This window comes from Pseudomonas sp. FME51 (genome assembly GCF_014897305.1).
In genome coordinates, this window is record NZ_JABUYN010000009.1 from 11,192 (window position 1) to 24,260 (window position 13,069).

Below are 13,069 nucleotides of genomic sequence, written 5' to 3' on the forward strand. Positions count from 1 at the left end.
GACAGGTTGTCATGCTTAAAAGCCCCTCTGGGCTCTCGAATACAGGTAGAATGGCCCATCAATTTGCCAAGGCAGATGCTCTCATGACAGACAAGTCCAGCTCGGATCGTACTACCCACTTCGGCTACCAGACCGTTCCCGAATCGGAAAAGGCCGGCAAGGTGGCCGAGGTTTTCCATTCGGTCGCCTCCAAATACGACCTGATGAACGATCTCATGTCGGGCGGCATTCATCGGATATGGAAGCGCTTCACCATCGAATTGTCCGGTGTGCGCCCAGGCAACCGGGTTCTGGATATTGCCGGCGGCACTGGCGACCTGACCCGCAAATTCTCCAGTCTGGTGGGGCCGACCGGTGAAGTGGTGCTGGCAGATATCAACGCCTCCATGCTCCGCGTAGGCCGTGATCGCCTGCTGGACAAGGGCGTGGCCGGCAACGTGCGCTTCGTGCAGGCCGATGCGGAAAAACTGCCGTTCCCGGACAACCATTTCGATTGCATCACCATTGCCTTCGGCCTGCGCAACGTCACCCACAAGGAAGACGCCATCGCCTCCATGCTGCGCGTACTCAAACCCGGCGGCCGCCTGCTGGTGCTGGAGTTCTCCAAACCGGGCAACGAGCTGCTGTCCAAGGCCTATGATCAGTATTCCTTCACCATGCTGCCGCTGATCGGCCGCCTGATCACCGGTGACAAGGAAAGCTACCGTTATCTGGCGGAGTCGATCCGCATGCATCCGGATCAGGAAACACTCAAGGGCATGATGGAAGACACCGGCTTCGCCCGAGTGACCTACCACAACATGACCGGCGGCATTGTGGCCCTGCATCGCGGTATCAAGCCCTGATGTTGAGTCGCACCCTGCTGGCCGGCATCGAGCACAGCCTGGCGCTGGCCATCAAACAGGATCCACTGACGGCCAAACGGCTGGCAGCACTGGAAGGCCGCGTCATTCTGATATGCGCGCGCCAGCCTGCCTTGCAGATATATGTATTGCCAGGCCAAGCCGGTATTCGCCTGATGCAGGAATATGACGGCGAGGCAGACTGCACCCTCAGCGCACCGGCCAGCCTGCTGGCACGCCTGGGGCTCAGCAGCAACCGTCAGCAACTGCTGCTGTCACCGGAGCTCGAATTGACCGGTGATACCCAGGTACTGGTGCAACTGCAGAACATCTTCGGCGACTTGCAGATTGACGGCGAAGCTGCGCTGGCGCGCTGGATTGGCCCGGTAGCCGCGCATGCCGCCGGCAATCGCGCGCGGGGCAGTCGACACTGGCTTGGCACGGCCCAACAGAATCTGCAACGGAGCATCGGTGACTATCTCACCGAAGAGGGCCGCCAGCTGGTCGGCCACGCTGAAGCCGATGCCTCAGCCGCATTGCTTCATGACCTGCGCCTGCAGCTTGACCGGCTGGACGCGCGCGTCCACCGTCTTGAGCAACCTGACACTGGACTTGACGACGCATGAACCTGACCGCTTTTCTGCGCCTGTTTCGCATCTTGCTGGTGTTTACCCGCTACCGCCTGGACCAACTGATTCAGACATTGCCGCTGCCCTGGTATGGCCGCCTGCTGCTGCTTGGACCCTGGAAGCTTTACCCGGCGCCACGCAACCTGACCCGTGGCGCACGCCTGCGTCTGGCCCTGGAAAGCCTGGGCCCGGTCTTCATCAAATTCGGCCAGATTCTGTCCACCCGTCGTGATCTGCTACCTGACGACATCGCCATCGAACTGGCCTTTCTGCAGGACAAGGTGCCGCCCTTCCCTCCGGAGCAGGCACGCAAGCGTATCGAAGAACAACTGGGGCTGCCGATCGAAGCGGTATTTGCCGAGTTTTCCGACACCCCACTGGCTTCTGCCTCGGTTGCACAGGTGCATACCGCGCTGCTGCATGATGGCAGCGATGTGGTGGTCAAGGTGGTCCGACCCGGCATCGAGGACACCATCCATCAGGATATCCAGTGGCTGTATCTGGCCGCACGCACCCTTGAGCGCGTCTCGAGCGAAGGGCGCCGACTGCGCCCCGTGGAAGTCGTGCGTGATTACGAACAGACCATCTTCGATGAACTCGACCTGTACCGCGAGGCCGCCAACGCCTCCCTGCTGCGGCGCAACTTCCTCGGCTCCCCGGTACTCTATGTACCGGTCATTCATTGGGACTGGTGCCGCCACAAGGTGCTGGTCATGGAGCGCGTCAGTGGCATCCCGGTGACCGATATCGACGCCCTGCGCGCTGCCGGCATCGACATGAAGAAACTTGCCGAACGCGGCGTGGAGGTATTCTTCACTCAGGTGTTCCGTGACTGTTTCTTCCATGCCGACATGCACCCGGGCAATATCTTCGTCTCGCGCAGCCATCCGCAGGAGCCGCAGTACATCGCCATCGATTTCGGCATCGTCGGCAGCCTGACCCCGGAAGACCAGACCTACCTGGCGCGCAACCTGATGGCCTTCTTCAAACGCGATTACCGTCGTGTGGCGCAACTGCACATAGACTCCGGCTGGGTGCCGCCGGAGACCAAGGTCAATGAATTCGAGGCCGCCATTCGCAGCGTCTGCGAGCCCATTTTCGAGCGCCCCCTGAAGGATATCTCCTTCGGCCAGCTGCTGTTGCGCCTGTTCCAGACCGCACGCCGCTTCAATATGGAAGTGCAGCCGCAACTGGTGCTGCTGCAGAAGACCCTGCTCAATATCGAGGGTCTGGGGCGCCAGCTGTATCCCGACCTGGATCTGTGGAGCACCGGCAAGCCCTATCTGGAACGCTGGATGCGTGAACGCGCCGGCCCGCGGCAGCAGTTGCAGAACCTGCGCCAGCATCTGGAACGCATCCCGCCGCTGCTGGAGACCACCCACCGCGCGCTGGACAATATCGCTCAGCAAGATCGCCATGCTCCCGCCCGCCGCCGCGCCGACACTGTCGCTCTGCGCCTGATCGGCGTGGTGCTGGTGGCGCTGGGCGCCAATGGCCTGGGCACCGACATGCATCTATGGACCGACGCCCAACCCATGTACTGGCTGTTGCTGGCCGCTGGCGGCTGGCTGGTGCTGCGCCGCGACGACGATGACCCGAACCGACGGACATACCGACCGAAATGACCGATACCCGAACCGATACCGACTGGCTGGACTGCATCAAATGGGATGCCGACGGCCTGATACCCGCCATTGCCCAGGACGCCGCCACCGGCCGCGTGCTCATGGTCGCCTGGATGAACCGCGACGCCTTGACACTTACCGCTAAGGAAGGCCGCGCCGTATACTGGTCGCGCTCCCGAAGCAAACTCTGGCGCAAGGGCGAAGAGTCGGGCCATATACAGGTCTTACACGAGCTGCGGCTGGATTGCGACAACGACGTGATCATCATGCAGGTCGAGCAGCGCGGTGGCATCGCCTGCCACACCGGCCGGGAAAGCTGCTTCTACAAGGTTTTCCGGGACGGCCAGTGGCACGATAGTGATCCTGTCATCAAGAACCCGGAATATATCTATGAGCACAAGCATGAATGACACCCTGGCGCGTCTGGCTGAGGTGCTGGAACAGCGCAAACAGGCCGCCGCCGACAGCTCTTATGTCGCCAGCCTGCATGCCAAAGGTCTGAACAAAATCCTGGAAAAGGTCGGCGAAGAATGCACCGAAACGCTGTTGGCCGCCAAGGATTGTCAGCATAGCGAGGACAAGAGCGAGCTGATTTATGAAACCGCCGATCTGTGGTTTCATAGCCTGGTCATGCTCAGTCATCTGGGCCTCGGCCCAGATGACATATTGAAAGAACTGGAACGGCGCTTTGATTTATCCGGCCTGGCCGAGAAAGCAGCGCGGACACACGAGTAGGGCACTGCCCTGGAGGTTGAGATGGGTTTAGGCGGAATCAGTATCTGGCAGCTGGCGATCATCCTGGTAATCGTCATTCTGTTGTTCGGTACCAAGCGACTGAAAGGCATAGGGTCGGACGTAGGTGAAGCCATCAAGGGCTTTCGCAAGTCGATGAATGACGACGACAAGCCAGGGGTAGAGGACAAGCCCGGCGAAACGCTGGATGTCCAGGCCGAAAAGAAAACGGAATCCACCCCTCACAAGGACTGACGGTCCATGTTCGATATCGGTTTTCTGGAGATGGTGGTAGTCGCCATCGTTGCCCTGCTGGTGCTCGGTCCCGAGCGCTTGCCCGGCGCAGTGCGCATGGCTGGCCTGTATCTGGGGCGGATCAAGCGCAGCCTGGCTGATGTACGCAGCCAGGTAGAACGCGAACTGGGCGCTGACGAAATACGCCAGACCTTGCACAACGAGAAGATCATGGCCGATCTGGCGAAAAAGCCCGGCACCTCGAACGTCAAGCGCAGCACCACCGCGCCAACTGACGAAAAGTCGGAAAACTCAGCAGATACGGATGTCCTTGCTGCACCTGTCGAACCTGCACCGCCCGTCGCCGATACTACCGACGCTCCCTCTGACGATCATCCGGCTGCGCCCAAATGAGTGACAAGTTACCCGAACAGACCACCGGCGGTGATATGCCGCTGATCGCTCACCTGACCGAACTGCGTTCCCGGCTGTTGCGCATCGTGCTGATCTGGATGCTGATTTTCGCCGGGCTGTTCTACTTCGCAAATGATCTCTACACTTTCATTTCCGAGCCGCTGCGGGTATTTCTTCCGGAAGGCACCAGCATGATCGCGACGGATGTGGCCTCGCCCTTCCTGACGCCGTTCAAACTGGCGCTGATCAGTGCCCTGTTCCTGGCCATGCCTTTCGTCCTGCATCAGATCTGGGGCTTCATCGCTCCCGGTCTGTACAAACATGAAAAACGCATCGCCGTGCCACTGCTGGCCTCCAGTATTGTCCTGTTCTATTCTGGCATGGCCTTCGCCTATTACGTGGTATTTCCACTGGTATTCGGCTTCTTCACCAGTACGGCTCCCGACGGGGTAGCTGTGATGACCGATATCAACAGCTACCTCAGTTTTGTGATGACGCTGTTCCTCGCCTTCGGTCTGGCCTTCGAGATTCCGGTCGCCACTGTGTTGCTGGTGCTGGCAGGTGCTGTAAACGTAGCCAAGCTCCGGCAGATTCGCCCGTATGTGGTGGTTGGCTGCTTCCTCGTCGGCATGGTGCTGACGCCCCCGGATGTCATCTCCCAGACACTGCTGGCCCTGCCCATGTGGTTGCTGTACGAAGTGGGCATCCTGTTCGGCAGCGTGCTCAAGCCGGTGGTCCGCGAAACCGATACCGAAAACGATAAGCCCAGCGCATGAACCTGCTGCTGCTTGAGGAGCAGGATTTCACCGCTCCGCAGCGGGTCCGACTGAGTGGCCGGCGCCTGCAACACATGCTGGAGATCCAGCAGGTGGTCGTCGGTGATAGCCTGCGGGTCGGTCAGATAGACGGCTGCATGGGCGAAGGCGAGGTGGTATCGCTGAATACGCAACAGGCCGAGCTGCAGGTCACTCTCACCCACCCGCCGCCGGCCAAACTGCCGTTGACCCTGCTGCTGGCCATGCCACGACCCAAGATGTTCCGCCGCATTCTGCAGCACTGCGCCACTCTTGGCGTGGCCGAGATCGTGCTGCTGAACAGCTATCGGGTAGAAAAAAGCTTCTGGCAGACACCTTTCCTGCAACCTGAGGTGATCCGCGAGAACCTGCTGCTGGGGCTGGAGCAGGCACGGGATACGGTGTTACCGAGGGTGCGTATCGAAAAACGCTTCAAGCCTTTTGTTGAGGATCATCTGCCCGCTCTGATTGCCGACACTACCGCACTGGTGGCACATCCCGGTGACTTCCCCGCCTGCCCACGCGCACTGACGGGGCGGGTAAGCCTGGCCGTCGGCCCGGAAGGTGGCTGGATTCCCTATGAAGTCGACAAGCTCAGCGCAGCAGGCTTTCAGCCGGTACAGCTGGGTGAGCGCATATTGCGTGTGGAGACGGCGGTGACCGCGCTGATTTCGCGGCTGTTCTGATCAGCCAGCCGCCGGCGCAAACAACACCCCGGCCTCATCCTGCCAACCTTCACCGACTTCCACCCGCACATCCCGCGCACCAACCGGCTCAGCGCATTCGGAGCAGACCGAGACCGGCCGCATAACCTGACCACAACCCTTGTGGATATGTCGGATCGGCGCACCGCGCTCATCGGCCATGTGCCGGTCACCCCAACTGACCAGCGCCATGATCGCCGGATGCAGATCGAGCCCGCGCTCGGTCAATCGGTACTCTTCGCGCAGCGGCCGTTCTTGATAGGGCACCTTGACCAGTACGCCATGCTCGACCAGCTTCTTCAGACGATCAGCCAGCAGGTGACGGGTAACACCGAGGCGCTTCTCGAATTGATCAAACCGCCGCACACCGAGAAAGCAGTCACGCAGAACCAGCAAGGTCCAGCGATCACCGACCACAGCCAGGGTGCGGGACAATGAACAGGGCTGCTGATCCAGCTCTTCCCAGCGCATAATCGACTCCTTAATCGGGGTATAGGCCCACAGGATAGCTTGACAAGTTCCAAAAAGAAACTGACTATCATTTGAGTTCCAAAAAAGAACCAATGAGGAGTCACCATGTCCAGACCACCTGTAGCTGTTGTCATCGGCGCCGGCGATGCCACCGGCGGGGCCATAGCCCAACGCTTTGCCCGTGAGGGTTTCACCCTGTGCATCACCCGCCGTCAGGCCGACAAGCTGGAACCGCTGGCCAGCAGCATCGAAACCGCCGGTGGCAAAGCCCATCCGTTTGGTTGCGATGCCCGCAGTGAAGAACAGATGGTCGCGCTGTTCAGCAGCATCGAACGGGACATAGGGCCGATTGAGGTGGTGGTATTCAACATTGGCGCCAACGTGCGCTTCTCCATCACCGAAACCACCGAGCGGGTATATCGCAAGGTCTGGGAAATGGCTGCGCTATCTGGCTTTCTCACCGGCCGGGAGGCGACCAAGGCCATGTTGCCGCGTGGCCACGGCACCATCATCTTCACTGGCGCTACCGCCTCCCTGCGTGGCGGTGACGGTTTCAGCGCCTTCGCCGGTGCCAAGTTCGCCCTGCGCGCCCTGGCCCAGAGCATGGCCCGCGAGCTGGGGCCGCAGGGCATTCATGTAGCGCACCCGATCATCGACGGCGCCATCGATACCGCTTTCATCCGTGACAACTTCCCCGAACGCTATGCATTGAAAGATCAGGGCGGGATTCTCAATCCCGAACACATTGCCGAACAATACTGGCAATTGCATTGCCAACCGCGGGATGCCTGGACCCATGAGCTGGATCTGCGGCCATGGATGGAAACCTTCTGAACCCATCACTCATCACAGGACAACTGACAATGAACAAGAAAATCGATTTCTATTTTGATGTGGGCAGCCCAGCCAGCTACCTGGCCTGGACCCAGATTGCCGATATAGCCCAGCGCCATGGCGCCGAACTGGCCTACCAACCCATTCTGCTGGGCGGTGTGTTCAAGGCCACCGGCAACAGCTCACCGGCGACCGTACCGGCCAAAGGGCGCTATACCAGACAGGATTTCCAGCGCTACGCCCGGCGCTATGGGGTGGCGTTTCAGCACAATCCGTATTTCCCGATCAACACCATGCAGCTGATGCGTGGCGCAGCCGCCTATCTGGGTACCGAGCAGTTCCTACACTATGTCGATGCGGTCTTTCAGGCCATGTGGGTCGACCAGCTGGACATGGGGAATCCCGAGGTAGTCGCCGCCGTGCTGGGTCGCCACGGTTTCGATATTGCTGAAGTCCTGCAGAAGATCAACGACCCCGCGGTGAAAGACCGGCTGCGTCAGATCACCGAAGAAGCCATTGAGCGAGGCGTATTCGGTGCCCCGACCTTCTTCGTCGGTGACGATATGTTCTTCGGCCAGGATCGGCTGGAATTCGTGGAGGAAGCGCTGGGCTAAGGCGCGGTGAACGCTCCTATAGTCAGCTCCCACAATCCACTCTCACAATGGGTGTCGCGCTTGACTTGATAACCTGCCGGGCATAGCGTGAGCAGCGCATCGGCCCGGTATGGACTTCATGATTTCACTTGCATTCAAGGCGCTGCTCGGCGCACTGGCGGTTCTGCTCATTGCGCTGCTGGCGCGCTCGAAAAGTTTCTATATCGCCGGATTGGTGCCGCTGTTTCCGACCTTTGCGGTGATCGCTCACTACATCATCGGCAGCGCGCGTCCGGCGGCGGATTTACGTACTACCGCCATCTTCGGCTTATGGTCGCTGTTGCCCTATGCCATCTATCTGGCCGTGGTCGCCTGGAGCGCAGGGCGGCTGCCGCTGCCCGCCACCCTGTTGCTGGCCATGCTCGCTTGGGGCGTTGCTGCAACAGTGCTGGTTCTGTTGTGGGGGCGCTTTCAGGCGAGCTGAAATCAGGTTTCCAACAGCAGGGTCACTGGTCCGTCATTGATCAGATGCACCTGCATATCCGCACCAAAGCGTCCGGTAGCCACCTGTGGCCAGCTCTTCCGGGCCTGCGCCAGCAGATAATCGAACAACGCGGCGGCCTGCTCCGGTGGCGCCGCCGTGGAGAACCCCGGACGCAAGCCCTTGCGCGTATCAGCGGCCAGCGTGAACTGGGATACCAATAGCAATCCGCCCTGCACATCCTGCACCGAGCAGTTCATGCGGCCTTCGGCATCGCTGAAAACCCGATAGTTGAGCAGCTTGTGCAACAGCTTGTCGGCGCTGGCCTGGTCGTCCTGAGGTTCGATGCCGACCAGTACCAGCAGACCATGATCAATCGCACCCACTATGCCGCCTTCAACTTCAACGCGGGCCTGACTGACCCGTTGCAACAATCCCTTCACTTATTCCGCCTCCGGCGCCAGCTGCAGCAGTTGCCGCGCCATGCTCTGGGTCGCTCGTACCAGTGCATCGGCAATGCCGGCTTCGGACGCAGAATGACCCGCCTCGCGGATAATCTGCAATTCACTGCCCGGCCAGCGCTGATGAAGCGCGTGGGCGTTATCCAGCGGGCAGATCATGTCATAGCGGCCATGCACGATAATGCCCGGGATATGCTCGATCTTCGGCATATCCTGGAGCAGCTGGTTCGGCTCGAGAAAGGCCTTGTTGATGAAGTAATGGCATTCGATACGCGCCATGGCCAAGGCACGCCGCGTCTCGGTAAAGCGCTCAACCACCTGGGTGCTGGGTCGCAGGGTTGCACAGCAGCCTTCCCAGCCGGACCAGGCACGCGCTGCGTGCATCTGACAGATCTCATCGTCACCGGTCAGCCGGCGGTAATAGGCCGCCACCATGTCGTCGCGCTCATCCTCGGGGATCAGCGCCTGATAGTCTTCCCAGTAATCCGGAAACACCCGGCTGGCACCCTCCTGGTAGAACCAGCGGATATCCTCGTCACGGCACAGAAAGATGCCGCGCAGAATCATGCCGCTGACCCGCTGCGGGTGCGCCTGGGCATAGGCCAGCGCCAGGGTTGAGCCCCAGGAGCCGCCGAACAACACCCACTTGTCGATGTGCAGATGCTCGCGCAGCGCTTCCAGATCCTCGATCAGCGCAGCGGTAGTGTTGTTCTCCAGGCTGGCGTGGGGGATGGAACGCCCGGCGCCGCGCTGGTCGAAAGTGATGATGCGATAGACCGATGGGTCGAAGAAGCGCCGACTGAGGCTGTCACAACCACCCCCCGGGCCGCCATGGATGAACACCACCGGAAGGCCATTTGCCTGGCCACTCTCATCGACATAGAGTACGTGGGGCGCTTCGACAGCCAGATCATGGCGGGCAAAGGGTTTTATCTCGGGATACAGCAACTGCATGATGATGCTCCTGACGCGGCAGTGAGACTGCCCGTGTGATGGACAACAGCTCGACAACCTTGGCGACGACGACCTGAGATCGCCGCCACCTCAACCAGCCAGCAGGTCAGCCGCCGAAGGGTTTGACGCCGATCAGCGGACCATGCAGCAGCAGGGCAAATACCACCCAGGCCACCAGCCCGACCACAATCGCGATCGCATCCCGGCTGAAGCCCGCCGCTGGATAGCTCACACCAGCCAGACGATCGCGACGGCGCGACACCACATACAATGCCACAGCCCAAGCGAGGAAGCCGCCAAAGAGCAACAGATCAGCCAGCGTGCCATTGGCGATCAGATGGGCAATGGCCCAGAACTTCACGCCCAGCAGCATCGGGTGACCGGTGCGGGCCTTGATGCGTGTCCCGGGCACATAGGCCGCGGCCAGCAGAATGAAGGCCGGGATGGTCAGCAATGCCGCCAGGTGGCGAGTCCAGACCGGCGAGACCCACAGCCAGGTCGGCGACAGACGTGCCTGCCCGTAACCCCAGATGATCAGCACCAAGCCGATCAGAGCGACAATGGCATACATCCCTTTCCACGGTAGCAGTCCAAGACGGCTGACCTGCGCAGCCCGCCAGTCTGCGGCAAACAGGCGTGTGGAATGTACGCCCAGAAAAAGTAGCAAACCCAGTACCAGCGCCAGCATATGAATCTCCTTGAGTTGTTATCAGTATTCCAGTCGGGCCTTAAGTGAGCCATCGGCAGAATGCAGCAATAATGCGCCGGTGTCGTCGATGTCAAAGCGCTGAAGTGTGTCCAGATTGTGCAACACTCGCTGTTCCTGCTCCATCAGCGATGGCGCGCAGGCTTTCCGTGTGGTGGCCGGATGGCTGATGCTCAGGCCTTCCCCGGTCAGCTGATACTCTCCCATGAAGTTGTTACAGGAGGAGCGCCCGGTTACCCGACCATCCGCCCCAAAATTCAGCGTCACGCGCGAGCGGTCTATGATACCGCCGCCATTGATGTCTTCCACCACCCATTCACCGCCCTGCAGCAATCGCGCCGGGTCACCGCCGCACCCATTCAAACGGGTACCCTCCACCTGAACATTGACCTGTTGCGGATACAGCATGCCGCTCATGCTGTCCTGGCATATTTGATCACTGACCTCGAGGCTGACCGGATGACTGCCCTGTGTGTAAAAATACCCGTCCGCTTCGCCGGCAGCATAGGCCTGAGCGGGTAACTCGCCTTCGTTCAACCGATTGAGGGTCAACATGCCCCCCTCCAACATCACCGACCAGAAGGGCTCGTTGCCCGAGGCGCGAAACGGCTCGATGATCGCAGTCGATGGCGCACAGTGCGGGTACTCCACCCCCTGCAGTACCAATCTGGCCTGTTCACCCTTGAACCACAGACTGGTTTCCGGCTCACCTTCGGCGACATACCGGGCGCCTGAAGCACTGATCGCCTGGGTCAACACAAACTGCTCACCCTTGGCGCTCAATAACAACTGATCACCATCCTGCTGTGTAGCGGTAATCGGCAGGCGAGCACAGTTCAGCTCGGCATGGAATGGCTCGGTGGTAGCACGCTCCGTGACATTCGTACTGCAGCCAGCCAGGGTAACGACAGCCGCTGCAAGCGGTGCGGGCGTCAGAGTGTTGAAGCGCATAGGGTACTCCTCATAAAAAGTTGGTACAGATACGGCGGATCGGCGCTCAGAACGAAGAGCCCGGCTGAGTCAGGAATACCCGCTCCTCCTCGGTGGAGATTCGCCCCAGAATCTTGTTGCGATGCGGGTAGCGACCGAAGCGCCGCAGAATATCCCGGTGCTGCAGCTCAATGTTCAGACTGCTTTCCATCCCGGGCGTGCCAAACAGCACTACCGCCCGTTCATGGATCAGCAGCGACTCGCTGTGCATGAATGGCAGATAAATGAAGCTGCGCTGCATCACCGGAAGCGCCATGTCCGCGCCAGCAGCGATGGCTTCCTGAGCGAGCGCCAGCGCCATGCCATCATGGGCAAAGGACTCAGGCTGACCGCGATGGATATTGCGTGAAAACTGATCCAGCAGAATGATCTCGGCCAGTCGGCCTTCCGCTGTGGCACGCCATTGCCATAATTCGCCGCTGATCGCTTGTAGATGCAGCGCGCCGAAGCGCTGGCCAATCAACTGGTCCAGTTGCTCATCCCTCTTCCACCACATAGCCGACTTGAGCTCCTCAAACCAGAACTCGAGTATCTGCTGGTACATGGGTCACCCCGCTTGGTCAGATCATTTCATCGGCAACGCGATGACGATAACAGGCCTCAGTGTAACCAATCTGCCGCGCCACCGCCGACCTGTGACAATCGGTCAGCCAGAGATACCAATACCCGGCGCTTTATGTATAATCGCCGGCTCGCAGGAGAGAGAGGCCACGCGCCTCCGCCGAAGGCGCAAACTCCCATAATCGCTCAGGCACCGTTACTGCGAATCAGATCCGGAAGCCCAAGTTGCCATGTATGGCACTCGGTGCAACCGTAACGCCAGCTGGAGAGAGGTTGCCAGGCAACCCACCGAAGGGGCAAGCAGTCAATGACTGCGTAAACTCTCAGGTAAAAGGACAGGGGGAGAGGCAACACAGTTCGGAGGATACCTGTGTGCTCCTTTACGTCTATCTGATAGCCATTACCGCCGAGGCCATGTCCGGCGCCCTTGCCGCAGGCCGGCGCAACATGGACATGTTCGGTGTTGCCTTCATTGCCTTCATCACTGCACTGGGCGGCGGAACGGTCCGCGACATGCTGCTGGGCAACTATCCGGTCACCTGGACCCAGCACCCGATGTACATCTACCTGACCATCTCCGCTGGCCTGTTGACCATGCTGATTGCGCGATTCATGCATCGCCTGCATTCATTGTTCCTGATCCTCGACGCCATGGGTCTGATTGCCTTTACCGTCATCGGCTGCAACGTCGCGTTGCGGCTGGACTATGAGACGCCCGTGGTCATCATGGCCGGTATCACCACCGGTATCTTCGGCGGCATCCTGCGCGATCTGCTGTGCAATCGTACCCCTATGGTATTGCGCAAGGAGCTGTATGCCAGCGTCTCGCTGCTGGTGGCGCTGTTGTATCTCAGCCTGCTCGAACTGGGCGTCAATCATGACGTCACCCTGCTGGCCTCGTTCAGCTGCGGCCTGGCCCTGCGTCTGTCAGCCATCCGCTGGTCGCTGTCGCTGCCGGTGTTTTCCTATGAGCCGGGCCGCTGGAACGACTGATTCCAGCGCAGCTCCGGCATCCGGACTGCACTTCAGCCCTGCCCATCACCC

At 60.2% G+C, this 13,069-nt stretch carries 19 protein-coding genes and 2 riboswitches; of the genes, 13 read left to right on the plus strand and 6 right to left on the minus strand.

All coding sequences use genetic code 11. The features are described 5' to 3' along the window. Positions 1-83: 83 nt before the first annotated feature. The 9 genes from ubiE to INT39_RS15640 are packed head-to-tail and all read left to right on the plus strand — an operon-like array spanning position 84 to position 5,956. Positions 84-845, plus strand: coding sequence for a bifunctional demethylmenaquinone methyltransferase/2-methoxy-6-polyprenyl-1,4-benzoquinol methylase UbiE (gene ubiE / locus INT39_RS15600; RefSeq protein WP_193074925.1), 762 nt, complete (start codon positions 84-86; stop codon positions 843-845). Continuing rightward, a complete protein-coding gene (locus INT39_RS15605; protein WP_193074926.1) occupies positions 845-1,468 on the plus strand; it encodes an SCP2 domain-containing protein in 624 nt (207 codons plus the stop codon). The genes ubiE and INT39_RS15605 overlap by 1 nt, the downstream gene beginning before the upstream one ends. After that, entirely contained in the window at positions 1,465-3,096 is a 1,632-nt protein-coding gene (ubiB, locus tag INT39_RS15610; protein ID WP_193074927.1) for a ubiquinone biosynthesis regulatory protein kinase UbiB, read from the plus strand. Before INT39_RS15605 ends, ubiB begins: the two co-directional genes overlap by 4 nt. Then, positions 3,093-3,506, plus strand: a complete 414-nt coding sequence (gene hisI / locus INT39_RS15615) for a phosphoribosyl-AMP cyclohydrolase (RefSeq protein WP_193074928.1) — start codon at positions 3,093-3,095, stop codon at positions 3,504-3,506. Before ubiB ends, hisI begins: the two co-directional genes overlap by 4 nt. Beyond that, positions 3,499-3,831 carry a phosphoribosyl-ATP diphosphatase gene (locus INT39_RS15620; protein WP_193075060.1) on the plus strand — a complete coding sequence of 111 codons (333 nt, stop codon included), beginning with the start codon at positions 3,499-3,501 and terminating at the stop codon, positions 3,829-3,831. Before hisI ends, INT39_RS15620 begins: the two co-directional genes overlap by 8 nt. Before the next feature lie 21 nt (positions 3,832-3,852). Beyond that, on the plus strand, positions 3,853-4,083 hold the full coding sequence (gene tatA, locus INT39_RS15625) for a twin-arginine translocase TatA/TatE family subunit (RefSeq protein WP_193074929.1): 231 nt from the start codon (positions 3,853-3,855) through the stop codon (positions 4,081-4,083). Between the two features lie 6 nt (positions 4,084-4,089). After that, positions 4,090-4,476, plus strand: coding sequence for a Sec-independent protein translocase protein TatB (gene tatB, locus INT39_RS15630; protein WP_193074930.1), 387 nt, complete (start codon positions 4,090-4,092; stop codon positions 4,474-4,476). Continuing rightward, on the plus strand, positions 4,473-5,252 hold the full coding sequence (tatC, locus tag INT39_RS15635; protein ID WP_193074931.1) for a twin-arginine translocase subunit TatC: 780 nt from the start codon (positions 4,473-4,475) through the stop codon (positions 5,250-5,252). Before tatB ends, tatC begins: the two co-directional genes overlap by 4 nt. Next, entirely contained in the window at positions 5,249-5,956 is a 708-nt protein-coding gene (locus INT39_RS15640) for a 16S rRNA (uracil(1498)-N(3))-methyltransferase (protein ID WP_193074932.1), read from the plus strand. Before tatC ends, INT39_RS15640 begins: the two co-directional genes overlap by 4 nt. Here the strand turns inward: INT39_RS15640 and INT39_RS15645 are convergent, their stop codons facing one another. Then, the gene (locus tag INT39_RS15645; protein ID WP_193074933.1) at positions 5,957-6,445 is read right to left on the minus strand and encodes a winged helix-turn-helix transcriptional regulator; all 489 of its coding nucleotides are present in this window, start codon (positions 6,443-6,445) and stop codon (positions 5,957-5,959) included. It abuts the gene before it with no gap. Between the two features lie 105 nt (positions 6,446-6,550). Between INT39_RS15645 and INT39_RS15650 the strand changes: the two genes are divergently transcribed. The 3 genes from INT39_RS15650 to INT39_RS15660 all read left to right on the plus strand — a co-directional run bounded on the left by INT39_RS15650 (position 6,551) and on the right by INT39_RS15660 (position 8,356). Then, positions 6,551-7,279 carry an SDR family oxidoreductase gene (locus INT39_RS15650; RefSeq protein WP_193074934.1) on the plus strand — a complete coding sequence of 243 codons (729 nt, stop codon included), beginning with the start codon at positions 6,551-6,553 and terminating at the stop codon, positions 7,277-7,279. A 29-nt stretch (positions 7,280-7,308) separates the two neighbouring features. After that, positions 7,309-7,893, plus strand: a complete 585-nt coding sequence (locus tag INT39_RS15655) for a 2-hydroxychromene-2-carboxylate isomerase (protein ID WP_193074935.1) — start codon at positions 7,309-7,311, stop codon at positions 7,891-7,893. A gap of 121 nt (positions 7,894-8,014) precedes the next feature. Beyond that, on the plus strand, positions 8,015-8,356 hold the full coding sequence (locus tag INT39_RS15660) for a GlpM family protein (protein ID WP_319021375.1): 342 nt from the start codon (positions 8,015-8,017) through the stop codon (positions 8,354-8,356). A 2-nt stretch (positions 8,357-8,358) separates the two neighbouring features. On the opposite strand, the gene dtd is transcribed toward INT39_RS15660, so the two are convergent. The 5 genes from dtd to INT39_RS15685 form a co-directional block, all read right to left on the minus strand. Then, positions 8,359-8,796 carry a D-aminoacyl-tRNA deacylase gene (gene dtd / locus INT39_RS15665; protein WP_193074937.1) on the minus strand — a complete coding sequence of 146 codons (438 nt, stop codon included), beginning with the start codon at positions 8,794-8,796 and terminating at the stop codon, positions 8,359-8,361. After that, the gene (pip, locus tag INT39_RS15670) at positions 8,797-9,768 is read right to left on the minus strand and encodes a prolyl aminopeptidase (protein ID WP_193074938.1); all 972 of its coding nucleotides are present in this window, start codon (positions 9,766-9,768) and stop codon (positions 8,797-8,799) included. A 106-nt stretch (positions 9,769-9,874) separates the two neighbouring features. Beyond that, positions 9,875-10,456, minus strand: a complete 582-nt coding sequence (locus INT39_RS15675; protein ID WP_193074939.1) for an NnrU family protein — start codon at positions 10,454-10,456, stop codon at positions 9,875-9,877. A 21-nt stretch (positions 10,457-10,477) separates the two neighbouring features. Beyond that, positions 10,478-11,425 (minus strand): META domain-containing protein, encoded by a 948-nt coding sequence (locus tag INT39_RS15680; protein WP_193074940.1) that lies wholly within the window; start codon positions 11,423-11,425, stop codon positions 10,478-10,480. Between the two features lie 46 nt (positions 11,426-11,471). Next, positions 11,472-12,008, minus strand: a complete 537-nt coding sequence (locus tag INT39_RS15685; RefSeq protein WP_193074941.1) for a DUF924 family protein — start codon at positions 12,006-12,008, stop codon at positions 11,472-11,474. Positions 12,009-12,149: 141 nt separating this feature from the next. Beyond that, positions 12,150-12,237: riboswitch (glycine riboswitch) on the plus strand. Between the two features lie 40 nt (positions 12,238-12,277). Beyond that, positions 12,278-12,374: riboswitch (glycine riboswitch) on the plus strand. A 23-nt stretch (positions 12,375-12,397) separates the two neighbouring features. On the opposite strand from INT39_RS15685, the gene INT39_RS15690 reads away from it, so the two are divergent. Then, on the plus strand, positions 12,398-13,018 hold the full coding sequence (locus INT39_RS15690; protein WP_193074942.1) for a trimeric intracellular cation channel family protein: 621 nt from the start codon (positions 12,398-12,400) through the stop codon (positions 13,016-13,018). The last annotated feature ends 51 nt before the right edge of the window (positions 13,019-13,069 follow it).